Source organism: Kribbella sp. NPDC004875 (assembly GCF_042873375.1).
Taxonomy (GTDB): Bacteria; Actinomycetota; Actinomycetes; order Propionibacteriales; family Kribbellaceae; genus Kribbella.
In genome coordinates this window covers 1,213,675-1,232,716 of the sequence record NZ_JBIALI010000001.1, presented here as the reverse complement: position 1 = coordinate 1,232,716, position 19,042 = coordinate 1,213,675, and the positions used below count along the sequence as shown (strand labels likewise).

Below are 19,042 nucleotides of genomic sequence, written 5' to 3'. Positions count from 1 at the left end.
TCATAGCGACTCCCGCAGACCGGCCGGCACAGCCAGGTGGTTCTGCAGTACGACGCCCAGCGGCAAGGCGGCCACGAACGCGGAGTCCTGCGAGCCGTACGCCGGCCGGAGCAGGACGCGCGCGGTGGCGCCCAGGTTGTCGATAGCAGCGATCATGTCCGGAATCTGCTCGACAGTCATCACCGTGCCGGTGACGACCATGCCGAAGTTCACCAGACCCGCACCGCGAGCCTCCTCCTGTGCGGAGCGGTCGGCGGCGCGCGCCTCGGCGAGGCTACGGGCCGACGGACGGCTCGACGTACTCGCGCGGAACGAGGCGTTGCGCTTGTCGGCCTCCACCATCCGGGCCGCCGTACCGGCGTCCAGCGGACGGTAGAGCAGGGTGACGCGCTTGCGGTCGATGTCGACGTGCGGCGCGACCAGCTGCGAGAGCACCGACGAGAACACCTCACCGCGCGGCGCCTGCGACATCTGCCAGGTCACCGACCAGGCCGAGTCGTGCCGGTACTTGTCCCAGAACGCCTGGGCGCCGGCCGGGCCGACGTCGGTCCACTGCAGCTCGGGCGGCATGCCCTGGCCACGGGCCTCGTCGATCAGCGCGGCGGACGCCGGGTCGTACGCGATCCGGATCGCCTCGCAGAGCTCCTGCGCGGTGACCGGCCGGGCCGCGCCCGCACCGGTCGCGTTCAGGCTCTGGGTGAGGGCGGGCAGCCGGGCCGCGAGCTCGCGGCCCATGTCGTCTTCCTTGCGCCGCTTGCCGCTGCGGTCGGTGCCCTTGAAGGTCAGGGCGACCCGGGCCGAGATCAGCGCCGAGCCCTCCGGGTACGTCTGCACGACCTCGGTGAGCATCGCGCGGGCGATCGCCGGCGTACCGTCCATCATGTTGTTGCCGACCTCACGGCGCAGCCGGATGCCGGTGTCCGGTGCGCTCTCCACCGTCACCGACGCGGCGACGATGCCGGGCTCGTGGCCCAGCGAGGCCAGCCACTGGCCCCAGTGCGCGACCCAGACGTCGACCTGCTCCTCGTCCACCAGCGAGGCGCCGTCCGGCTCCGCGTTGATGACGACCGTGAAGTGCCGCGTGCTCGGGTAGTAGAGCAGCGCGAACGGGCGCCCGTACGAGTCCTGGTACTCGCTGAGCTGGGAGGAGGCGGCCAGACCGGGGAGCTGGAACTTGCCCCACGCGGTCCGGCCGAGCGGACCGGAACGGTAGATGTTGTGCTTCGCCATCTTTGCTCGTTGCCATCCAATACGGGTCGAGATCCGTTGCAGCGCGGACTGGCCGTGCTTGTCCTTGCTCATCAGGAGCAGCAGCGCGACACCGACGATCAGCAGGGTGACGACGGCGGCGGGGAGACCGCCGGACATCGTCGCGATGACCGTCGCGAACAGGCCGAGCATCATGATGGCCGTGCCGAGCATGCCTAGCCCGGCGATGCCCGCCGAGGCGGGCTGCCGCCAGTTGCCGTAGGTGCGAGGTGCGCGTCGTACGTTCTCAGCCGCTGCCACTTGGTCCGTCCGGTGGTGGTGGTGACGATGGAGGTGGTGGTGGGTCGTCGTTGGCGCCCTGCGGCCCCGGAGGTGGCGGCTGGTTGCCGCCGCCGCCCTGTGGCTGGCTGCCCTGCTGCGGGTCGCTGCCGGCGGGGCCCGAGTTGCTCTGCGAGGACTGGTCCATCTGGTCGTTGCCCATGGTCTCGTTCGCGGCATGCTGGCCGGCCGCCTGGGTGCCCTTGAGGGCGACCACGCCGACCGCGACCGGAGCGGCCACGGCGGCACCAGCACCGACCGCCGCGCCACCGCCGGCGCCTGCGGCCGCACCGCCGCCCGCGCCTGCAGCCGCGCCCTCACCGCCGGCTGCCGCCGCGCCTTCACCACCAGCAGCCGCGCCTTCGCCTCCGGCGGCACCCTCACCGCCGCCGCTCGGCGCCTGCTGCTGGGCGCGGCCGACGTTCTGGGCGCCGGTCGGACCGTCGCCCTCACCGCCGCCGCTGTCACTGCCGCTGTCGCTGGCGGACTTGTTCGCCGACTGGGCCAGCTTATCCATCGCGGGCGACAGCTTCGCGGCGAGTGCACCGGCGCCGGCGCCACCCGCGGTGGCGGCGACCATCGGCACGATGAACCGCATCAGGGCCGGCAGGGCGAACAGCGCGAGTACCAGCATGGTGAGACCGGTGACCACGTTCATCACCAGGCTGCCGACGTCCTCGGCGTTCGTGATGTCGAACTTCAGCGGACCGCTGTCGTTCGCAACCAGCTTGATCGCGGTCGCGTAGACGATCGCGGCGACCGGTTTGTACAGGATGAACGCAAGGATCCAGGCGATGATCCGCTTGAACCATGTTCGGCCCATCTCGGTGTTCGTCGCGGCGGCCGCCATCGGCAGCACGCCGAGCAGCAGGATCAGCATCGCGCTGCGGACGACCATCAGCACGATCTGGATCACGCCGGCGACCACACAGAGGATGCCGACCGCGATCATGATCCCGATCAGCAACGGGGAACCGGCCAGCGCCGCGACCGCGGCGAAGCCCAGCACCAGCGCCATCTTCGCGCCGAACGCCTTGGCATCACCGGAGCCGATCCGGTCGCAGTGTTCCACCCAGCCGCCGTTCGAGGACAGCGCCGAACTCACGATGCACTGGGAGAACTTGTCGCCCGCCGAGATCAACGCCTGCGCGACGGCGATCGAGAACGTCGCCGCGACGGCCAGCGTGATCAGCGAGCGGAGCAGGTCGCGGGCCGACTCGCCACGCTGTGTCCAGGCCATCTGCATGGCACCGATGAGCAACCCGATGGCGGCGATGAACAGCGTGATGAACTGCGTGTGCGACCAGATCCAGCTGACCGAGTTGTTCGCCGGCGAGCCCGGCGTACCGCCCTCGATCGACGGGGTCGGCACGTAGATCCAGAAGGTGGCGATGGTGCTCATCAGGGTGCCGACGGCCGATGAGATCGCGTCGAGAATTGGTTGGAACACGTACTGCATCATCGCTTCCATACCGGGCACAAGGACCTTCTCGAGCGCTGTCTTCAGCAGACCCACGGCCCAATCGATTGCACCGAGCGGAATCATGTCAAGACGTCCTTGGCGAGACGAACCGAAGAATGGCCGGCAGTGCGACGACTGCCACGATCATCATCGTGACGCCCATGATGATCTTGAGGGTCTGCGGCGTACCTTCCGGTGCACCCTTGGTGTCCGGCGTCGACATCAGGTAGAGCGCGGTGGCGTAGATCAGCGCGGCGACCGGTTTGTAGATGATGAATCCGGCCAGCCAGGCGAGAGACCGCTTGAACCACATCATCCCCATCTCGGTGTTGGTCGCCGCCGCGGTCAGCGGCAGCACACCGACGAGGAGCACGAGCATCCCGTAGCGGACGATCATCAGGCAGAGCTGGATGATCGAGGTGATCACCATCAGGATGCCGACGAGGATGACCAGGACGAACCCGAACTGCTCACCCGGACTCTTCAGCGGATCGGTCATCGTCTCGGCCAGCGCCTTGGCGAAGTCGTGGTTGTTCGCGGCCAGCGCCTGGTCGATGATCCAGCTCGAGAACCCGTCCGCGGCCGAGATCAGCGTCCCGGCGAAGGCGGTCGCGGAGGCCGTCACGACGACCAGCGTGATCAGCGACCGGAGGATCTCCTTGGCCGGCTCGCCGCGGTGCGAGATCGCCATCTGGACCGCGCCGACGATCACCGCGATCGAGGCGATGAACACCATGATGAAGTTGGTGTGGTCCTGCACCCACAGCGCCGGGGTGTTCTCGGCGATGTCCGGGGTCTTGATGTAGACCCAGAGCAGGCCGACCGCCTTCAGCACCGCCTCGACGGCGGCGACGACGACGTTCGCGATCGCTTGGAAGATGAAGTCGAAGAACTTGCCGAAGGCCCATTGCAGCGCGATCTTCAGGCCGTCCCTGATGCAGTCGTCCCAGTCCCACGGCCACTTCGAGCATCCGAGGGCGATCATGACGCACCACTGAACCTTACGTAGCCGTTGAGACTCGACAGGATGTCCGGCTCCACCGAGCCGTTGAAGGTGCCGTCGTCCTGCAGTACGGCGTACCAGTCGCCGTGGGACCACTGCATGGTGATCGGCAGTGCGCCGTACGCCTTGTGGTTCAGGTCGGCGACCACCTGGATGATCGCCTGCGCGCCGCCCGGCGGGTAGTAGAGCACCTTGAAGCCGGCGAACTGGACGTCACCGTCCGGCGTCGGCGGCGTCTTCAGCTGCTCCTTCGCCGCGGCGATCGCCGCGTTCCGGCCCGGACCGGGCAGCACCCGGGTCCGCAGCACGTCGAGGCTGACGTCCGGGTTCTGGATCTGGCCGAGCACCACCATCGCCGCGAGTACGGCGCCGGTCGGTGAGTGCGCGAAACAGGAGCGCACGCCATCCGGGCTGGTGGCGGCCGGACCGGCGGCGGCCTGGATCGGGACCAGGATCTCGCCCTCGAACTGCCAGGTGACCGCGGCCGGGGCGGCGAGCCGTGGGATGCCCTGCGCCGGGCTCCGGTCATGGCAGCCACCGGTGTGGCTGTTCGGTGGCGGGGGCGCCGTCTTGGTCGGCTGCTCGGTCGGCTCGACCGGCGTCGCCGGTGGGCCGGTCGGCTCGGTGGGCTGTCCGGTAGGAGCCTCGGTGCTCGGTGACTGGCTCGGGTTCGCGCTCGGCGTATCGTTCCGGCCGGACGCCATGAACCAGACCACCAGGCAGATCAGCACCGCTCCGACGACGATCGCCGACGCGATGAAGCCACGCTCCTCGAGGAAGCTGGTCTTCTCACCGTCGAAATCGTCGTCGGAGTCCGGGTTCCTGCTGAACAGTCCCACCTGCGATCAGCCTCCCAGCAGGTTGACGCGGGCCAGGATCACTTCAGGGCGTCCACAAGGGCAGTCGCCGCGCCGATCACGATGCAGGCCGCCAGCACCCAGCCGAGGCGGGCGGCGTGCTCGCCACCTTCACCGCGGCGCTGACCGACGGCCATCATGCCGCCGGCGATCAGGATGCCGAGAGTACAAACCGAGTACGCGATCCACTTGACCCAGCCGAGAACCTTGTTCAGGCCGCCCTCGACCCCGGGCGGCGCCTCGAGCGGGAGCACCGTGTTGACTTCGGTGACCAGGTGGTGAACGAACATCATGAGGGTGAAAACCTTTCAGTTCGGGGCGGGGTAGTCCGCTGGGTTTGACGCGCGAAGTGCATAGATGGATTCAAGGACTTCGAAAACCTCGTCCGGGGTGTTGTCAGGCGTCGGAGCCTCCCCTCTGCGCCACTCCTCGATCCACGGGATGTCCCAGACGCGCGGAACCCCGCCACCGACGATGTCGGCGAAGTCGTCGAGGACCCGTGGCAGCCGGCCCGGTGCGTCGGCGATCAGCACCAGACCCAGCACGGCGACGCCCTGCACGACGCCGGAGGCCCACTCGATCGCGGCCCGTTGCGCGGCGCGCAGACCCGAGCCGTGCGTGCGGGCCACCAGGATCACCGGGGTCGGCACCGGCGGCGGCGGAATCGGCCACCGGTGATTGGCCGCCCGGGTGCCCGGGAGCAGTTGCGCCATCGTGGACTCGCCGGCGCCACCGTGCACACCGACCCACCACAACGTGTCCGCCACCGGAATCGCGAATTTGGGCAGGCGCTGATCCTCCGCGGGTGCCGGCACCCCGTGCTGCGGGGCGGACGGCCCTCGCGGGGTGATGTCCGGCTGAGGTGTCGGGCCGGGTGACGGCTGTTGCGGACCCGGAGACTGATCTCGTGTCCACGGGTTCTGCGTCATGGCCCCTCCTCTCGCGGTGCGTCACAGGCTGTCGCCCACAGTATTCTCTCGCTTTCCGGGTGTACTTTCGTGACCCATCCACAGGCGAGGATGTTTCTACCCCCTTGTCGGGGTCAGTCGAGCCGCCGGGCCCGCGCGGTTTCTGCGTGCCCGGAATCCGTGGCATGCCTCGTGCGGGGGACATGCTAGAACGAGGACGTCGGTGCCGGATGAGCGAGGGAGATCTGTGGCGGTAATGAGAGGTCATTGTGGCTGAGAAGATCCCCTCCTGGCCGAAGGTCACGATCCGGCTGTACGACGACCACAACGCCGAGGTGAAGATCGCCGGCCGGAGCCACCCGGTCAACCACCACGACCCGAGACAAGCCTCCATCCAGCTCGTCAGCGAGCGCGCCGCGCAGCTCGGCCGGGCCGTCAAGGCGACCGCGATCGAGTCCGACGGCGCCTCCTGGCCGCTGGTCATCCACCCGGACGGCCAGGTCGAGGCCGTCGAGGCCGAGGGCGGCCGCAACGGCGGCAAGAAGCCGATCTGGCCGATCGTGGTCGCGATGGTGACCGGCTGCGTGCTGGTCCTCGGCACCATCGTGTACGTCGCCGTCATCAAGCCCAACCTGCACAAGAAGCCGACCGTCACCACGTCACCGTTGCTGCCGTCGCTGCCCGGCCCGGAGGTGCAGCCGTACGAGTTCTCCCCGGGTACGGTGCCGCCGGGCTACTCGACGCACGCCGGCTGGTCGGTCGACCTCGCCCAGGACACGGCGCCCGCGATCAAGCCGGACGGCACCGAGGTGGCGATCCTGACCACCGACCAGAAGGTCGCGGTCTTCGACAGCAACGGCAAGGTGCTGTGGCAGGACAAGGTGCCGAAGGACGCCGAGGCCCCGGTCTACACGACGATCGACAACAAGCTGGTGGTCGCGGTCGCCACACCGGACACCTTGATCTACTGGGCCGGCGGTGGCGCGGAGCCGAAGCAGCTCCAACTGCCCGATGGTGCGAAGGTGCAGTTCTTCGGCAAGTCCCCGCTGATCGTGCTCAGTGGCGAGGACGCCGGGTCGATGGTCGTGTCCGGCGGCGTGCTCAAGGCGGTGCCGAACCAGCCGCGGTTGTCGACGATCCTGCTGGCCGAAGGCGATCGCGCGCTGATCGGGCTGTACAAGGGTCCGTTGTTCTGGAGTGCGCCGGACAAGCCGCTGCAGCAGGTGAACCCGCAGAAGCCAGGTGGTGCGATCGAGATCCAGCAGGTGCTGGCGGCCAGCCCGGACTACGCCCTGGTGGCCTGGTCGACCAAGGACCCGGAGAGAATCATTCCCACGGTGCACTCGACCGCGAGCGGCAAGATCGTCGCGGTCTGCCCGGCGTCGAGCATCAGCGACGTCCAGTCCTGGGACTGGGTGCCTGACCCGAACCGGAGGATGGCGGCGTGGGGCGAGTGCCTGATCAACCTGGCGAACCCCTGGGCCCAGATCACCAAGGACTTCCACCCGCTGTCGATCACCGGCCCGTTCATCTACGGCACCATCGGCAGCAAGATGTACGCCGTAACTCCCGGCCGCACGCCGCACCTGCTGGACCCGGCGCCGACCCGTCCGTGGGGCATCGCGGGCCGGCACGCGATCGTCGTCTACGACTCGGTGCTGTACGCGCTGGACCCGGCGGCCCGATGAAGCGGGCGACGCGGGTCCTGAGTGCATTGGCGGCGGTCGGCATCCTGCTGGTGCCCGCGCGGGCGCTGGCCGAGAACAACGAGCCCGCCCCGACCGAATGGCCGACGGTCGGGCAGCCCGAGCAGGACGCCCAGGCCTCCGAGCCGCAGCCGTCGGACTGGCCTACCGTCGTACAACGGTAGGCCTGTCGAAGCAACGACAAGGCCCGCGATCCCTTGCGGGACCGCGGGCCTTGGTTCGCGCTGAAGAGTTCGGCGCTGAGGTCAGCCGGCCGCGACCTCGAGGCGGACCGTGGCGGCCACCTCCGGGTGCAGCTGCACGGAGACCTGGTGCTTGCCGGTGGTCTTGATCGGCGACGCGATCGCGATCGCGCGCTTCTCGACCAGCGGGCCGCCGGCGGCCTTGATGGCACCGGCGATGTCGGCCGGGGTGACCGAACCGAACAGGCGGCCGGTGTCACCGGCCTTCACGTCCAGCGTCACGGCAAGCTGCTCGAGCTGGTTCTTGACCTCGCTCGCGTGCTCCTTGCCCTGGATCGCCCGGGCGTCGCGCGCCCGCTTGATCGTCTGGATCTGCTTCTCGGCGCCGCGGGTCCAGCCGATGGCCAGGCCGCGCGGAACGAGGTAGTTCCGGCCGTAACCGTCCTTCACCTCGACGATGTCACCGGGGGCTCCGAGGCCCTCGACCTCCTGAGACAGGATGAGCTTCATGGTCCGCGCCTCCCTCAGCGAGCCGTGCTCGTGTACGGCAGCAGGGCCACCTCACGAGCGTTCTTGATAGCGGTGGCCACATCGCGCTGGTGCTGCACGCAGTTCCCGGTCACCCGGCGGGCGCGGATCTTGCCGCGGTCCGAGATGAACTTGCGCAGCAGCGCGGTGTCCTTGTAATCGACGTACGTCGCCTTGTCCTTGCAGAAGCCGCAGACCTTCTTCTTCGGCTTCCGAATGATCTTGGCCATTGTGGTGCTCTCTTCCTATTTCCAGAGCCCGGCACGAGTGCCGGAATGGTCACCTGACTGGTGTTTGCGGGCCGATCAGAACGGGGGCTCCTCCATCGAGCCGCCGCCCTGGCTGGCCCAGGGGTCGTTCTGCGGGGCGGACTGGCCGCCACCGCCCTGCGGGGTCGCCCAGGGGTCGTTCTGCGGGGCGCCGCCACCTTGGCCGCCGCCTCCGTAGTTGCCGCCACCCTGGTTCTGGTTGCCACCGCCACCACCGAAGCCGCCGCCGTCACCGCCGGGACCGGAGCGCATCGCCCGGGTCACCTTCGCGGTGGCGCTGCGCAGGCTCGGACCGACCTCGTCCACGTCGATCTCGAAGACCGTGCGCTTGTTGCCGTCACGGTCGTCGTAGGAACGGGACTTCAGCCGGCCCTGCACGATCACGCGCATGCCGCGCTGCAGCGACTCGGCGACGTTCTCCGCCGCCTGCCGCCAGACGGAGCAGCTCAGGAACAGCGACTCGCCGTCCTTCCATTCCCCCGACTGCCGGTCGTACGTCCGTGGCGTCGACGCGATCCTGAAGTTCGCGACGGCGGCACCGGACGGCGTGAACCGGAGCTCGGGATCGTCGACAAGGTTGCCGACCAGTGTGACGACGGTTTCGCCTGCCATTGCCGTTCCTCCTGCTATCGGGTGTGGCTGTGTCTACAGCTATCAGTAGTAGCGGCTGGAACCGACAGTACCGATGGCTGCTGACGACCCCAGGTTCAGTGCTGGTCCGGCCGAATGACCTTGGTGCGCAGGATCGACTCGTTCAGCGTGAGCTGACGGTCGAGCTCCTTCACCACCGCCGGCTCGGCGGTCAGGTCGACGACGGCATAGATGCCTTCGGACTTCTTCTTCACGTCATAGGCAAGCTTGCGACGACCCCAGATGTCGAGCTTCTCGACCGTGCCACCTTCCTTGCGGACGATGTTCAGGTACTGGTCGATGGACGGCTCCACGGTGCGCTCATCGAGCTCCGGGTCGAGGATCACCATGACTTCGTAACGACGCATGCGCGAACTCCACCTCCTTCGGACTTGGCGGCCACGGTCTCTCCGTGGCAGGAGGGCGATGCGGTCTGCTCCGCGCCGGCTCTTGCCACCGGCGCCAAGCAACGAGCCCGGTCGATGGACCGGGCCACATCCAAGAGAATACCAGCGTCCGGACGGCCACCTGACCATATCCACAGGCCTGTTCCGGTAACTCTGCGTCATCGCGCCACGGCGGTGCGCTCGCGATGACGGAGTACCAGCACGAGCAGCGGAACGGCGAGAACGATCGCGACGACCGCCAGGATCGGGAAGCCGCCGAGCGTGAACAGCCAGGGTGACGTGGCGGTGGCGAGCGCGGCGACGGTCCAGATCGACGACTCCACGCGGCTCTCCAGCTCGGCCGATCCCAGCTGTGCACTGCCTCCGAGGTAGCAGAGGTTCCACGCGTACCCGAGCAGGAACAGCGCAGGCGTGAACACCAGACCGGTCTGCGTCACGAGTACGGCGGACGCGAGCAAACCGACCAGTCCGGCGTGGATCACCACCTGCGCTCCGTACCGGTCGATCAACCAGCCCGTCAGCGGCGACAGCGCGAACATCCCCAGGGTGTGGACAGACAGCATCACTCCGAGCACGCCAAGCCCTTCATGGTGCTGGTGCGCGTGGACCGGTACGGCGCTCGTCAGCGAGACCATCACCACGTGGCCCACGACCATCACCGCTGCCGCCAGCAGTACAGGTCGCTTTGACGAGTCCTGACGTACCTGGAGCACCTCAGCCGAGTCAGTACGCCGGATGTACGTCGAGGCGACCAGTGCGGAGAACACCGCGGCCACCGCGAGCAGGAAAGGACCTGCGATCGCCGGAAGCCCGAATCCGGACGCGAACGTCTGTGACGGCGCCATCAGGAACGGTCCGCCCGCCGCGCCGATCGTGCTTGCCCAGACGACGGTGCTCATCGCCCGTGCCCTCCGAGCCAGCGGTACGGCGTCTGCTGCGGCGTACCGCGACAGGAGGCTCGCTGCGTTACCGACTCCGAGGAGGAACATGCCGACGAAGAGCAGTGCGATCGGAGCACCCACTGCAGCGAGGACGGTGAACGCTCCGCCGGCTACGCCCACGCCGTACCCGGTGCGGAGGGCTTGGGCGCGACTGAGGCGGGCTGTCCAGCGACCGACCAGCATCGCGCCGGCGGCGGTGCCGAGGACACCGGCAGTGTTGGGGAGACCGGCCAGGGCGGGGCTGAGGTCGTCGGCGATCAGGATGGCGCTGACCGCACTGGCGGCGACCATCGCGGCGTTCATCAGGGCGGCGGCGAGAACGACGGGGAGCAACATGCCCACAACGCTAGAAAGGCATGTCCCGCCGAAGAATGGCCGAAAGAAGGCGTCAGGCCTTGTGGAGCACCGATATCGAAGGTGTTCTGAGGAGATGACCTTTCAGGAGCGCGAACTGGACTCCACCGACTGGCAGATCCTGGCCGCGTTGCAGTCGGACGGGCGGCTGTCCTTCAACCAGCTCGGCAAGCGCGTCAACCTCTCGCCACCCGCCGTCGCCGACCGGGTACGCCGTCTCGAAGAGGCCGGCGTCATCACCGGGTACCGCGCCGCGGTGGACCCCGCGAAGGCCGGCCAACCCTTGTCGGCCTTCGTCCAGATGCGCTGTACGACGGGCCGCTGCCTGCTGAAGACGACGCGCGCGGAGGACTTCCCGGAAGTACTCGAGATCCACAAACTCAGCGGCAACTCGTGCTCGATGCTGCGGGTGCGCGTCACGTCGATGCGGCACCTCGAGGGGCTGTTCGAGCGGCTCGGGGAGCACGGCGAGATGAACACGCACATCGTGTTGTCCACCGAGTTCGAGGGGCGGCCGGTGCAGGAGCCGGCGAGCGACGAGCGGAAGGTGACCCGGTCGGCCGGATGGGGTTCCTGAGATCCCGGGAGGGTATACGGAACTGTCCGTGGGCGGTTCTAGGGTGGTGTCATGACTGTGAAGTTGGGTGCGCATGTTGATCAGGACGACCCGTTGGCCGAGGCGGCCGATCGGGGTGCCGACCTGGTGCAGTTCTTCCTGGGCAACCCGCAGGACTACAAGGCGCCCAAGCTCGCCTACGCCGACGGAGAACAAGCACTGCGCGAGCGGGCCGCCGCCGCGGGCGTCGACCTGTACGTGCACGCGCCGTACCGGCTGAACGTGGCGAACACGAACAACCGGATCCGGATCCCGAGCCGGAAGCTGCTGCAGCAGACGCTGGACAAGGCGGCCGAGATCGACGTCAAGGGCGTCATCGTGCACGGCGGGCACGTCGGCGACGAGGACGACCCCGAGGCCGGGTTCGACAACTGGCGCAAGTGCATCGAGCGCGCCGAGCTGCCGGTGCCGCTGCTGATCGAGAACACCGCCGGCGGCGAGAACGCGATGGCCCGCCAACTGGAGCGGATCGCCCGGCTCTGGGACGCGGTGCAGTCGTCCGGCAACGACCGGCTGGAGAACGTCGGGTTCTGCCTGGACACCTGCCACTTCCACGCGGCCGGCGAGGAGCTGCCGACGATCGTCGAGCGGGTGCTCGCCATCACCGGGCGGATCGACCTCGTGCACGCCAACGGGTCACGCGACGAGTTCGGCTCGGGCGCGGACCGGCACAGCAACTTCGAGGAAGGCCACATCGACCCGGCCGACATCGTCGCTGTCGTGCAGGCAGCCAATGCCCCGGTCGTCGTCGAGACCCCGACCGCGAACAACGGGCAGAAGGCGGACCTCGACTACCTGCGGACGCACCTCAGCTAGGTCGCGACTCGGACTTCGCCCGGTCCAGGCCGTACATCCAGTAGGTCAGGGCCCACGGGAGGAGCAGTGCGAGCGCCGACGTGTTGGTGGCCGGGACGAGCAGGCCGCAGATCACGGCGATCACCACGACCAGCGTGCTCACCTGGAACACGTCGACGCGGCCGAAGACCTTGGTTCGCAGCGTGATCATGGTCCGCGCGCAGGCGACGTACCCGGCGATGAGTGCGAGCAGGCAGAGCACCACGACGACGGCCCCGAGCGTGGCGAGCGCGCTGTAGCTCTCGTGACTCTGGGCCATGCCGGAGATCAGGAAGACACCGGCCAGGACGGTCAGCCAGGCGCAGGACCACAGAAACCGGAGCACCGTGGCACGCTGCCTGGCTTCCGCCGCCTCCTGGAGCTCGGCCTCGGTCTTGGGTTTCGCCGCGGCCGTGGCGTCGCCCTCGGATTCCGCGTCGGAGCCGGTCTCGGACGTGGTTCCGGGATCGGCGTCGGGGGCGGGCTCGGGGTCTGACTGCGGCATGTCTGTGACGGTAGCGCAGAATGAGGCTATGCAGCCCTGGGCGGACCGGTTCCCCGAACTGTTCACCTCCGGCTACTGGGAGTGGGGCGACCTCGACGTCGAGTACACCCTCGAGGAACCGCCGGACGCGCTGATCAGCAACGTCCACGTCGTTTGCCGGACCGCCGGCGGAATCGTTGTGTGTTCCAACGATCTCGGCTGGCGTTTCCTCCCCGGCGGCACCCGCGAACCCGGGGAGACGATCGAGCAGCTCGTCGAGCGTGAACTGCTCGAAGAGGCCGGCGCCCGGGTGACCGGACCGCTGACCTGGCTGGGTGCGCACCGCGCCGGCCATCGCCGCCCAGCGCCGTACCGTCCGCATCTGCCGCATCCCGTCTCGTACTGGGCGAACTTCGTCGCGGACGTCGTGATCGAGCAGGAGCCGACCAACCCCGAGGACGGCGAGCAGGTGACCGACGTCCTGGTGCTCCCTCCGGACGAGGCGGCCATGTACCTCGACGGTCAGCCCGACGGGGTGATGGGCCCGGTCGTCAGGCTGGCTCAGGCAATGCAGCTGGTTTAGCAGCGCGCCACGGCAGCAGTACGGCGCTCAGCGCACAAGCACCGCCCGCCACCCAGAGGGCACCGCGCATCCCGACCAGTGTCGCGAGCACGCCGCCGAGCGCCATGAACGCGGGCTGCACGCACCGCGAGGTGATCGACCACGAGCCCAGGACCCGCGCCATGTACCCGTCCTCGGTCGCCTCCATCCGGTACGTCACGAAGGACGGGTTGAACGCGCCGGCACCGACGAGCAGCGCGGTCTCGGCCAGCGTCAGCACCGCGAAGCCACCCCACCCGTGCGGCGCGAGCGGGAGCAGCAGCAGCCACGGGGCGCGCAGTACGCCGAATACCAGCAACATCCAGTGCAGCCCGTACCGCTTGGTGAGCCGCGGCGCCATCCGCGCGCCGATCACTCCACCGAGGCAGGAGATGCCGAGGAACACGCCGTAGCTCCACGCGGCGAGTCCGAGGTCGCGCAGCATGAAGACGGCCAGCAACGGCGAGATCATCATCGCCGGCCCACCGAACAGCTGCGAGTTCCAGAACAGCGCGCGCAAGCCCCGGTGCCGCAGGATGTAGCGCCAGCCGGCGGTGAAGTCCGCTCGGCCCTCGCGCTTCACCGGCTCGGGCTCGGGTGCCTGGATACGCCGGATGCCGAGCGCCGACCCGAGGAACGAGACCGCGTCGACCGCCAGCGTCGCCGTCGCACCGACCAGGCTGACCAGTGCGCCGCCGATCGCCGGACCGATGCTCAGCGAGAGCCAGTTGGTCTGCTCGAACTTGCTGTTCGCCTCGGCCCGTCCCTCGGCCGGCACGAGCGCCTTCAGGTTCGCACCGCTCGCCGCCTGGAACGCGATCGTCCCGGCTGCCTGCAGCACACCCGCCACACACAGCAACAGATAGGTCAGTACGCCGAACGCGGCCGCGACCGGCACCGAGGCCAGCGCGGCGAACCGCACCAGGTCCGCAGCGATCATCACCGGCCGCTTCCGGCGCTGCTCGATGAAGTCCCCCATCGGCAACGCGAGCGCGGCACCGGCCACCGCCGAGATCGCGGCGAGCATCGAGACCTGCAGCGTGCTCGAGTCGAGCACCAGGACGGCGACCAGTGGCAAGGCGCCGAGACCGACCGCCGATCCGAAGGCACTGACCGTGAACGCGAACCACAACCGGCGGAAGTCTCGACCCAAAGACATCCCGGAATCGTAGAAGCCGCTGCCGACAGAATCAGCGCAGGTTCAGGCCGCCGTCGAGCAGGATCACTTCACCGGTCAGATACGAGTTGTGGACAACCGCGGAAATCAGGTCGGCGACGTCCGCCGGCTGCGCCGCGCGACGCATCGGGCTCGCGGTTTTCCACAGGTCCTGCGCCTCTGTCCACGACTCGGTGAGCGGTGTGTCGACGAGGCCTGGTGCGACCGCGTTGACCCGGACGTCCGGTCCAAGAGCGGCGGCGAGCAGCTTGGTCACGTGATTGAGCGCGGCCTTCGAGGCGGCGTACGCGACCGAGCTGCCCTTCGGACGGACGCCGGCGTGACTGGTCACGTTGACGATGCAGCCGCCCGACTCGCGCAGTACCGGGAGCGCCGCCGTGCAGAGCAGCCACGGGGCGATCAGGTTGACGTCGAGCAACCGGCGCCAGTCGGTCGCGGTCAGCCCGTCGAGGTCCGCGTGCGGGACGGGCCAGCTGATCCCTGCGTTGTTCACGAGTACGTCGAGACGCCCGTGCTCGGCCACCACCTCGGGCACCAACGCCTGCGCCGCCGCGTCGTCGGCGAGGTCGGCCTGGTGGTACGTCCCGCCGAGCTCCGCGGCCAACGTCTCCCCCGCGTCCCGGCTCGAGCGCGAGTGCACTGCGACGGTCATCCCGTCCGCGGCGAACCGCCGTACCGTTGCCGCTCCGATGCCTGAGGCGGACCCCGTCACCAGGGCCACCTTGCGGCTCACGCGCCGTACCGCAGACCGTCGAGGAGTAGGTCGAGGAGTCGATCGGCCTGATCCCGCCGACCGCTCGCGGCCAGGCCGACACCACTCAGGCTCAGCAGTACGTCGTCAGCCGTCACGTCGGACCGCAGGTCACCGGACGCGGCGCCGGCGTCCAGGATCGGCTTGATCGCACCGACCAGCAGATCGCGGCTGTGCGCGTACGGGTCCGCGCCGGAGGCGATCACGGCGCGCAGCGCGTCGGCCATGCCGAGCTTGCGGGTCATGTAGTCGATGAAGCGGTCCATCCAGGCCCGCAGCGCCTCCGCCGGCGGCAGTTCCGCGAGCAGTTCGGGAGCCGCGTCGCACACGGCGGCGAGCTCACTGCGGTACGCCGCTTCGATCAGCGCCTCCCGCGTCGGGAAGTGGCGGTAGAGCGTGCCGATGCCGACGCCGGCGTCCTTCGCGATGCCTTCGAGGGTCGCCTCGAGACCGCACTTGGTGAAGGCCTGCGACGCCGCGGTCAGGATCTGCCCCCGGTTGCGCTGGGCGTCCGCGCGCAGCGGGCGCTCGCTCGTGCTGCTCATGTCCCCTCCCGTCCGGACCAACCAACCTAGCCGAACTTGATAACCGGAGCCTCCTCCGGTTAACTGGAATTACCGGAGGCTCCTCCGGTTAAGCCTAGCTCGCAGAACAGGACAGACGCTGATGAGCAGATTCACCACCCCCTTCGGCTACGACTCCACCGCCGGCGAAGTGATCGCCGGAGTCGACCTGAGCGGCCGGCGCGCGGTCGTCACCGGCGGGGCGTCCGGGATCGGGGTCGAGACTGTCCGCGCGCTCGCCGCGGCGGGCGCCGAGGTGACGCTGGCCGTGCGGAACACCGCCGCCGGTGAACGCGTCGCCGGGCAGATCATCGAGAGCACCGGCAACAACCATGTCTTCGTCGCACCGATCGAGCTCGCCGACCGCGCCTCGGTGCGCGCCTTCGCCGCGACTTGGAGCGGCCCGCTGCACATCCTGGTGAACAACGCCGGCGTGATGGCCGAGCCGCTGAACCGCACACCCGAGGGCTGGGAGCACCAGTTCGCGACCAACCACCTCGGCCACTTCGGACTGACGCTCGGCCTGTACGACGCACTTGCGGCCGCCGGTGACGCTCGGGTGGTGTCGGTCAGCTCTAGCGCGCACCTGCGCTCGGACGTGGACCTCGACGACCCACACTTCGAGAACCGCGAGTACGAGCCGTGGGCGGCGTACGGGCAGTCGAAGACCGCCAACATCCTGTTCGCGGTCGAAGGCGCGAAGCGGTGGGCCGCGGACGGGATCGTGGTCAACGCGTTGATGCCGGGCGGGATCCGGACCGCGCTGCAGCGGCACGTCCCGGAGGACGTGCAGCGGGACTGGGACCAGTACCGCTGGAAGACGGTCGAGCAGGGTGCGGCGACCTCGGTGCTGCTGGCCGCGTCGCCGCTCGTCCAGGGCGTGACGGGTAAGTACTTCGAGGACAACAACGAGGCGCTGCCGAACGTCGCGGGCGAGAACACCGGAGTCGCGCCGTACGCGCTCGATCCGGAGTCGGCCACTCGGTTGTGGGACCTGTCCGAGAAGCTGCTCGCACAGGTGTGATCAGACACCGGCTCAGCTACGGTTCCCGCGGCTGGGCCGGTACTGTGACCACCCGTGAGTGACTTGAGCATTCGGACCATCTCGGCCGAGGAGCATGCCGCCTACATCGCGGCACAGCCGGCGGCGAGCTTCCTGCAGACCCCTGGGTGGGCGGCGGTGAAGAGTGAATGGAAGGCGGAGTCACTCGGCTGGTACGACCCGGCGAACCCCGCGGAGCTGGTCGGCGTCGGCCTGGTGCTGTACCGGCAGATGCCGAAGGTGAAGCGGTACCTCGCCTACCTGCCGGAAGGCCCGGTGATCGACTGGGACGCGATCGACCTCGGCAGCTACCTGCGTCCGCTGGCCGCACACCTGGCGGAGCGCGGCGCGTTCGGCATCCGGATGGGCCCGCCGGTCGCCGCCCGGCGCTGGACCGCGAAGACCATCAAGGACGCCATCGCCGGCGGTCAGCAGCCGAAGCTCGGCGACGTCCGCCCGGACGTGATCGAGCCGTCCGGCGCCACCGTCACCGACCAGTTACGCAAGCTGGGCTGGAAGGCGCCGCGGATCGCGGAAGGGTTCGCCGCCGGACAACCGCAGTACGTGTTCCAGGTGCCGCTCGGCGGCCGCAGCGAGGACGACCTGCTGAAGGGCATGAACCAGCTCTGGCGGCGGAACATCAAGAAGGCCGACAAGGCCGGCGTCGAGGTGACCCAGGGCGGCCCGGAGGACATCAAGGCCTTCCACGGCCTGTACGTCGAGACCGCGCAGCGCGACCACTTCACGCCGCGGCCACTGCCGTACTTCGAGAAGATGTACGCCGCGATGGCCAACCAGCCGGCCGATTGCTGTGACTTCCGGATCTACAACGCCCACCACGAGGGCGACCTGGTCGCATCGACGATCTGGGTCCGGGTCGGCGGTCACTCCTGGTACTCCTACGGGGCCAGCTCGACCGCCAAGCGGGACGTGCGCGGATCGAACGCGGTCCAGTGGCGCATGATGTCGGACGCACTCGCGGCGGGTGCGTCCGTGTACGACCTACGGGGCATCACCGACACCTTGGACCCGAACGACCCGCACGTCGGGTTGATCCAGTTCAAGACCGGGACCGGCGGCGAGGCCGTCGAGTACGTCGGTGAGTGGGATCTGCCGTTGAACAAGGCGCTCTACACCGCATTCGACCTCTACATGAGACGGCGTTGACACCATGCCCCTAGTCCTGCACGTCGATTCCGATCGATGGCGTGATCACCTGCGTTCCACGTGGAACCCCGACATCGTCCCGGTCGCCAAGGGCAACGGGTACGGGTTCGGCAACCAGCGCCTGCTCGCGGAGTCCCGCGCGCTCGGCGCCCGGACGGTCGCGGTCGGCACGTACTTCGAGGTTCCCGCGGATCCCCGCGAGGACATCGTGGTGCTGTCGCCGTGGCGGCCGTTCCTCGAGGTGCCGCAGAGCCGGAACGTGATCCACACCGTCAGCCGGCTGGCCGACCTGGTCTCGATCCCGGCCGGCAGCCGGGTACTGATCGAGGTGATGACCTCGATGCGCCGGCACGGCATCGGCGCCCGCGAACTGCGGCACACGATGCTGCTGAACGCGCTCGACCGGATCCGCTTCGAGGGCTGGTCGCTGCACTTCCCGATGGGCGCCGGCGGTACGTCGGCCAACCTCCGCGAGGCGCAACAGCTGGCGAAGGCAGCTCTCGACGTACGGAAGAGCACGCTGTGGGTGTCGCACGTGCCGGCGCAGAAGCTGGGTGACATCGGTGACGACGTGAAGCTCCGGATGGGCACCGGGCTGTGGCTCGGCGACCGCGGTGCGCTGCATGTCCGGGCGACCGTGCTCGACGTGCACTCGGTCCGGCGCGGCGAGCGCGTCGGCTACCGGCAACGGCGGGTCAGCGGCGACGGCCACATCCTGATCGTCTCCGGCGGTACGGCGCACGGCGTCGGCCTGGAGGCCCCGACGGCGGCCGCGACCGTCCGGCAGCGGGCGATCGCGATGGCGAAGGGCAGCCTGGACGCGGCCGGGATGGCGTTGTCCCCGTTCAGCATCGATGGCAAGCAGCGCTGGTTCGCCGAGCCGCCGCACATGCAGGCGAGCATGCTGTTCCTGCCGTCCTCGGTGGCCCCGCCCGCGGTCGGCGACGAGATCGACCTCGACGTCCGCTACACGACGACGAACTTCGACAAGGTGTCGATGGATTGACTTCAGGTCCACCTGAAGTTGCAGCGT

General features: G+C 68.9%; 23 protein-coding genes. 8 read left to right on the top strand and 15 right to left on the bottom strand.

Features of this window, described 5'->3' with window-relative positions:
• Genes ACFYRH_RS05890 through ACFYRH_RS05865 form a run of 6 tightly spaced genes read right to left on the bottom strand, consistent with a single transcriptional unit; the run spans position 1 to position 5,616 of the window.
• Positions 1 to 1,509: an SCO6880 family protein gene (locus ACFYRH_RS05890; protein WP_387768747.1), complete on the bottom strand. Its 1,509-nt coding sequence runs from the start codon at positions 1,507 to 1,509 to the stop codon at positions 1 to 3.
• Positions 1,496 to 3,073 (bottom strand): hypothetical protein, encoded by a 1,578-nt coding sequence (locus tag ACFYRH_RS05885; RefSeq protein WP_387768744.1) that lies wholly within the window; start codon positions 3,071 to 3,073, stop codon positions 1,496 to 1,498. The genes ACFYRH_RS05890 and ACFYRH_RS05885 overlap by 14 nt, the downstream gene beginning before the upstream one ends.
• 1 nt (position 3,074) lies before the next feature.
• Entirely contained in the window at positions 3,075 to 3,974 is a 900-nt protein-coding gene (locus ACFYRH_RS05880) for a hypothetical protein (RefSeq protein ID WP_387768741.1), read from the bottom strand.
• Entirely contained in the window at positions 3,971 to 4,831 is an 861-nt protein-coding gene (locus tag ACFYRH_RS05875; protein WP_387768738.1) for a hypothetical protein, read from the bottom strand. The genes ACFYRH_RS05880 and ACFYRH_RS05875 overlap by 4 nt, the downstream gene beginning before the upstream one ends.
• Before the next feature lie 38 nt (positions 4,832 to 4,869).
• Positions 4,870 to 5,142, bottom strand: a complete 273-nt coding sequence (locus tag ACFYRH_RS05870; protein WP_387768735.1) for a TrbC/VirB2 family protein — start codon at positions 5,140 to 5,142, stop codon at positions 4,870 to 4,872.
• 15 nt (positions 5,143 to 5,157) lie between these two features.
• Entirely contained in the window at positions 5,158 to 5,616 is a 459-nt protein-coding gene (locus ACFYRH_RS05865; protein WP_387768732.1) for a DUF6668 family protein, read from the bottom strand.
• A 410-nt stretch (positions 5,617 to 6,026) separates the two neighbouring features.
• Here ACFYRH_RS05865 and ACFYRH_RS05860 point away from each other — a divergent pair, with 410 nt between their 5' ends.
• Positions 6,027 to 7,445, top strand: coding sequence for a hypothetical protein (locus ACFYRH_RS05860; protein WP_387768729.1), 1,419 nt, complete (start codon positions 6,027 to 6,029; stop codon positions 7,443 to 7,445).
• On the top strand, positions 7,442 to 7,627 hold the full coding sequence (locus tag ACFYRH_RS05855) for a hypothetical protein (protein ID WP_387768726.1): 186 nt from the start codon (positions 7,442 to 7,444) through the stop codon (positions 7,625 to 7,627). Before ACFYRH_RS05860 ends, ACFYRH_RS05855 begins: the two co-directional genes overlap by 4 nt.
• Positions 7,628 to 7,708: 81 nt before the next feature.
• Here ACFYRH_RS05855 and rplI read toward each other — a convergent pair whose 3' ends face one another.
• From rplI to ACFYRH_RS05830, 5 genes are all read right to left on the bottom strand, one after another.
• Positions 7,709 to 8,155: a 50S ribosomal protein L9 gene (gene rplI, locus ACFYRH_RS05850; RefSeq protein ID WP_387768723.1), complete on the bottom strand. Its 447-nt coding sequence runs from the start codon at positions 8,153 to 8,155 to the stop codon at positions 7,709 to 7,711.
• A gap of 14 nt (positions 8,156 to 8,169) precedes the next feature.
• A complete protein-coding gene (rpsR, locus tag ACFYRH_RS05845; RefSeq protein WP_012924539.1) occupies positions 8,170 to 8,403 on the bottom strand; it encodes a 30S ribosomal protein S18 in 234 nt (77 codons plus the stop codon).
• 75 nt (positions 8,404 to 8,478) lie between these two features.
• Entirely contained in the window at positions 8,479 to 9,054 is a 576-nt protein-coding gene (locus ACFYRH_RS05840) for a single-stranded DNA-binding protein (protein WP_387768719.1), read from the bottom strand.
• A 95-nt stretch (positions 9,055 to 9,149) separates the two neighbouring features.
• Positions 9,150 to 9,440 (bottom strand): 30S ribosomal protein S6, encoded by a 291-nt coding sequence (gene rpsF / locus ACFYRH_RS05835; RefSeq protein WP_130386399.1) that lies wholly within the window; start codon positions 9,438 to 9,440, stop codon positions 9,150 to 9,152.
• Positions 9,441 to 9,637: 197 nt separating this feature from the next.
• On the bottom strand, positions 9,638 to 10,756 hold the full coding sequence (locus ACFYRH_RS05830) for an MFS transporter (protein ID WP_387768716.1): 1,119 nt from the start codon (positions 10,754 to 10,756) through the stop codon (positions 9,638 to 9,640).
• A gap of 94 nt (positions 10,757 to 10,850) precedes the next feature.
• On the opposite strand from ACFYRH_RS05830, the gene ACFYRH_RS05825 reads away from it, so the two are divergent.
• Together ACFYRH_RS05825 and ACFYRH_RS05820 are read left to right on the top strand one after the other, a co-directional pair.
• Positions 10,851 to 11,351 carry an Lrp/AsnC family transcriptional regulator gene (locus ACFYRH_RS05825; protein ID WP_387768713.1) on the top strand — a complete coding sequence of 167 codons (501 nt, stop codon included), beginning with the start codon at positions 10,851 to 10,853 and terminating at the stop codon, positions 11,349 to 11,351.
• Between the two features lie 51 nt (positions 11,352 to 11,402).
• On the top strand, positions 11,403 to 12,206 hold the full coding sequence (locus ACFYRH_RS05820) for a deoxyribonuclease IV (RefSeq protein WP_387768711.1): 804 nt from the start codon (positions 11,403 to 11,405) through the stop codon (positions 12,204 to 12,206).
• Here the strand turns inward: ACFYRH_RS05820 and ACFYRH_RS05815 are convergent.
• Entirely contained in the window at positions 12,199 to 12,729 is a 531-nt protein-coding gene (locus ACFYRH_RS05815) for a hypothetical protein (protein ID WP_387768708.1), read from the bottom strand. The genes ACFYRH_RS05820 and ACFYRH_RS05815 overlap by 8 nt on opposite strands.
• A 28-nt stretch (positions 12,730 to 12,757) precedes the next feature.
• On the opposite strand from ACFYRH_RS05815, the gene ACFYRH_RS05810 reads away from it, so the two are divergent.
• Entirely contained in the window at positions 12,758 to 13,291 is a 534-nt protein-coding gene (locus ACFYRH_RS05810; protein ID WP_387768706.1) for an NUDIX domain-containing protein, read from the top strand.
• On the opposite strand, the gene ACFYRH_RS05805 is transcribed toward ACFYRH_RS05810, so the two are convergent.
• From ACFYRH_RS05805 to ACFYRH_RS05795, 3 genes are read right to left on the bottom strand one after another with little or no spacing between them, the layout of a single operon-like run.
• A complete protein-coding gene (locus tag ACFYRH_RS05805; RefSeq protein ID WP_387768703.1) occupies positions 13,260 to 14,468 on the bottom strand; it encodes an MFS transporter in 1,209 nt (402 codons plus the stop codon). The genes ACFYRH_RS05810 and ACFYRH_RS05805 overlap by 32 nt on opposite strands.
• A gap of 31 nt (positions 14,469 to 14,499) precedes the next feature.
• On the bottom strand, positions 14,500 to 15,198 hold the full coding sequence (locus tag ACFYRH_RS05800) for an SDR family NAD(P)-dependent oxidoreductase (RefSeq protein WP_387768700.1): 699 nt from the start codon (positions 15,196 to 15,198) through the stop codon (positions 14,500 to 14,502).
• 17 nt (positions 15,199 to 15,215) lie between these two features.
• Positions 15,216 to 15,782: a TetR/AcrR family transcriptional regulator gene (locus ACFYRH_RS05795; protein ID WP_387768697.1), complete on the bottom strand. Its 567-nt coding sequence runs from the start codon at positions 15,780 to 15,782 to the stop codon at positions 15,216 to 15,218.
• A gap of 121 nt (positions 15,783 to 15,903) precedes the next feature.
• On the opposite strand from ACFYRH_RS05795, the gene ACFYRH_RS05790 reads away from it, so the two are divergent.
• The 3 genes from ACFYRH_RS05790 to ACFYRH_RS05780 are packed head-to-tail and all read left to right on the top strand — an operon-like array spanning position 15,904 to position 19,015.
• Positions 15,904 to 16,824, top strand: a complete 921-nt coding sequence (locus ACFYRH_RS05790; RefSeq protein WP_387768694.1) for an SDR family NAD(P)-dependent oxidoreductase — start codon at positions 15,904 to 15,906, stop codon at positions 16,822 to 16,824.
• A 54-nt stretch (positions 16,825 to 16,878) separates the two neighbouring features.
• Positions 16,879 to 18,009 (top strand): lipid II:glycine glycyltransferase FemX, encoded by a 1,131-nt coding sequence (locus tag ACFYRH_RS05785; protein WP_387768691.1) that lies wholly within the window; start codon positions 16,879 to 16,881, stop codon positions 18,007 to 18,009.
• A gap of 4 nt (positions 18,010 to 18,013) precedes the next feature.
• On the top strand, positions 18,014 to 19,015 hold the full coding sequence (locus ACFYRH_RS05780) for an alanine racemase (protein ID WP_387768688.1): 1,002 nt from the start codon (positions 18,014 to 18,016) through the stop codon (positions 19,013 to 19,015).
• Positions 19,016 to 19,042 lie beyond the last annotated feature (27 nt).

Coding starts and splice junctions, on each gene's coding strand:
- ACFYRH_RS05885 (WP_387768744.1), bottom strand. CDS start 3,073: ATGATTCCGCTCGGTGCAATCGATTGGGCCGTGGGTCTGCTGAAGACA.
- ACFYRH_RS05880 (WP_387768741.1), bottom strand. CDS start 3,974: ATGATCGCCCTCGGATGCTCGAAGTGGCCGTGGGACTGGGACGACTGC.
- ACFYRH_RS05870 (WP_387768735.1), bottom strand. CDS start 5,142: ATGATGTTCGTTCACCACCTGGTCACCGAAGTCAACACGGTGCTCCCG.
- ACFYRH_RS05855 (WP_387768726.1), top strand. CDS start 7,442: ATGAAGCGGGCGACGCGGGTCCTGAGTGCATTGGCGGCGGTCGGCATC.
- rplI (WP_387768723.1), bottom strand. CDS start 8,155: ATGAAGCTCATCCTGTCTCAGGAGGTCGAGGGCCTCGGAGCCCCCGGT.
- rpsR (WP_012924539.1), bottom strand. CDS start 8,403: ATGGCCAAGATCATTCGGAAGCCGAAGAAGAAGGTCTGCGGCTTCTGC.
- ACFYRH_RS05840 (WP_387768719.1), bottom strand. CDS start 9,054: ATGGCAGGCGAAACCGTCGTCACACTGGTCGGCAACCTTGTCGACGAT.
- rpsF (WP_130386399.1), bottom strand. CDS start 9,440: ATGCGTCGTTACGAAGTCATGGTGATCCTCGACCCGGAGCTCGATGAG.
- ACFYRH_RS05830 (WP_387768716.1), bottom strand. CDS start 10,756: ATGTTGCTCCCCGTCGTTCTCGCCGCCGCCCTGATGAACGCCGCGATG.
- ACFYRH_RS05825 (WP_387768713.1), top strand. CDS start 10,851: ATGACCTTTCAGGAGCGCGAACTGGACTCCACCGACTGGCAGATCCTG.
- ACFYRH_RS05820 (WP_387768711.1), top strand. CDS start 11,403: ATGACTGTGAAGTTGGGTGCGCATGTTGATCAGGACGACCCGTTGGCC.
- ACFYRH_RS05815 (WP_387768708.1), bottom strand. CDS start 12,729: ATGCCGCAGTCAGACCCCGAGCCCGCCCCCGACGCCGATCCCGGAACC.
- ACFYRH_RS05810 (WP_387768706.1), top strand. CDS start 12,758: ATGCAGCCCTGGGCGGACCGGTTCCCCGAACTGTTCACCTCCGGCTAC.
- ACFYRH_RS05805 (WP_387768703.1), bottom strand. CDS start 14,468: ATGTCTTTGGGTCGAGACTTCCGCCGGTTGTGGTTCGCGTTCACGGTC.
- ACFYRH_RS05795 (WP_387768697.1), bottom strand. CDS start 15,782: ATGAGCAGCACGAGCGAGCGCCCGCTGCGCGCGGACGCCCAGCGCAAC.
- ACFYRH_RS05790 (WP_387768694.1), top strand. CDS start 15,904: ATGAGCAGATTCACCACCCCCTTCGGCTACGACTCCACCGCCGGCGAA.
- ACFYRH_RS05780 (WP_387768688.1), top strand. CDS start 18,014: ATGCCCCTAGTCCTGCACGTCGATTCCGATCGATGGCGTGATCACCTG.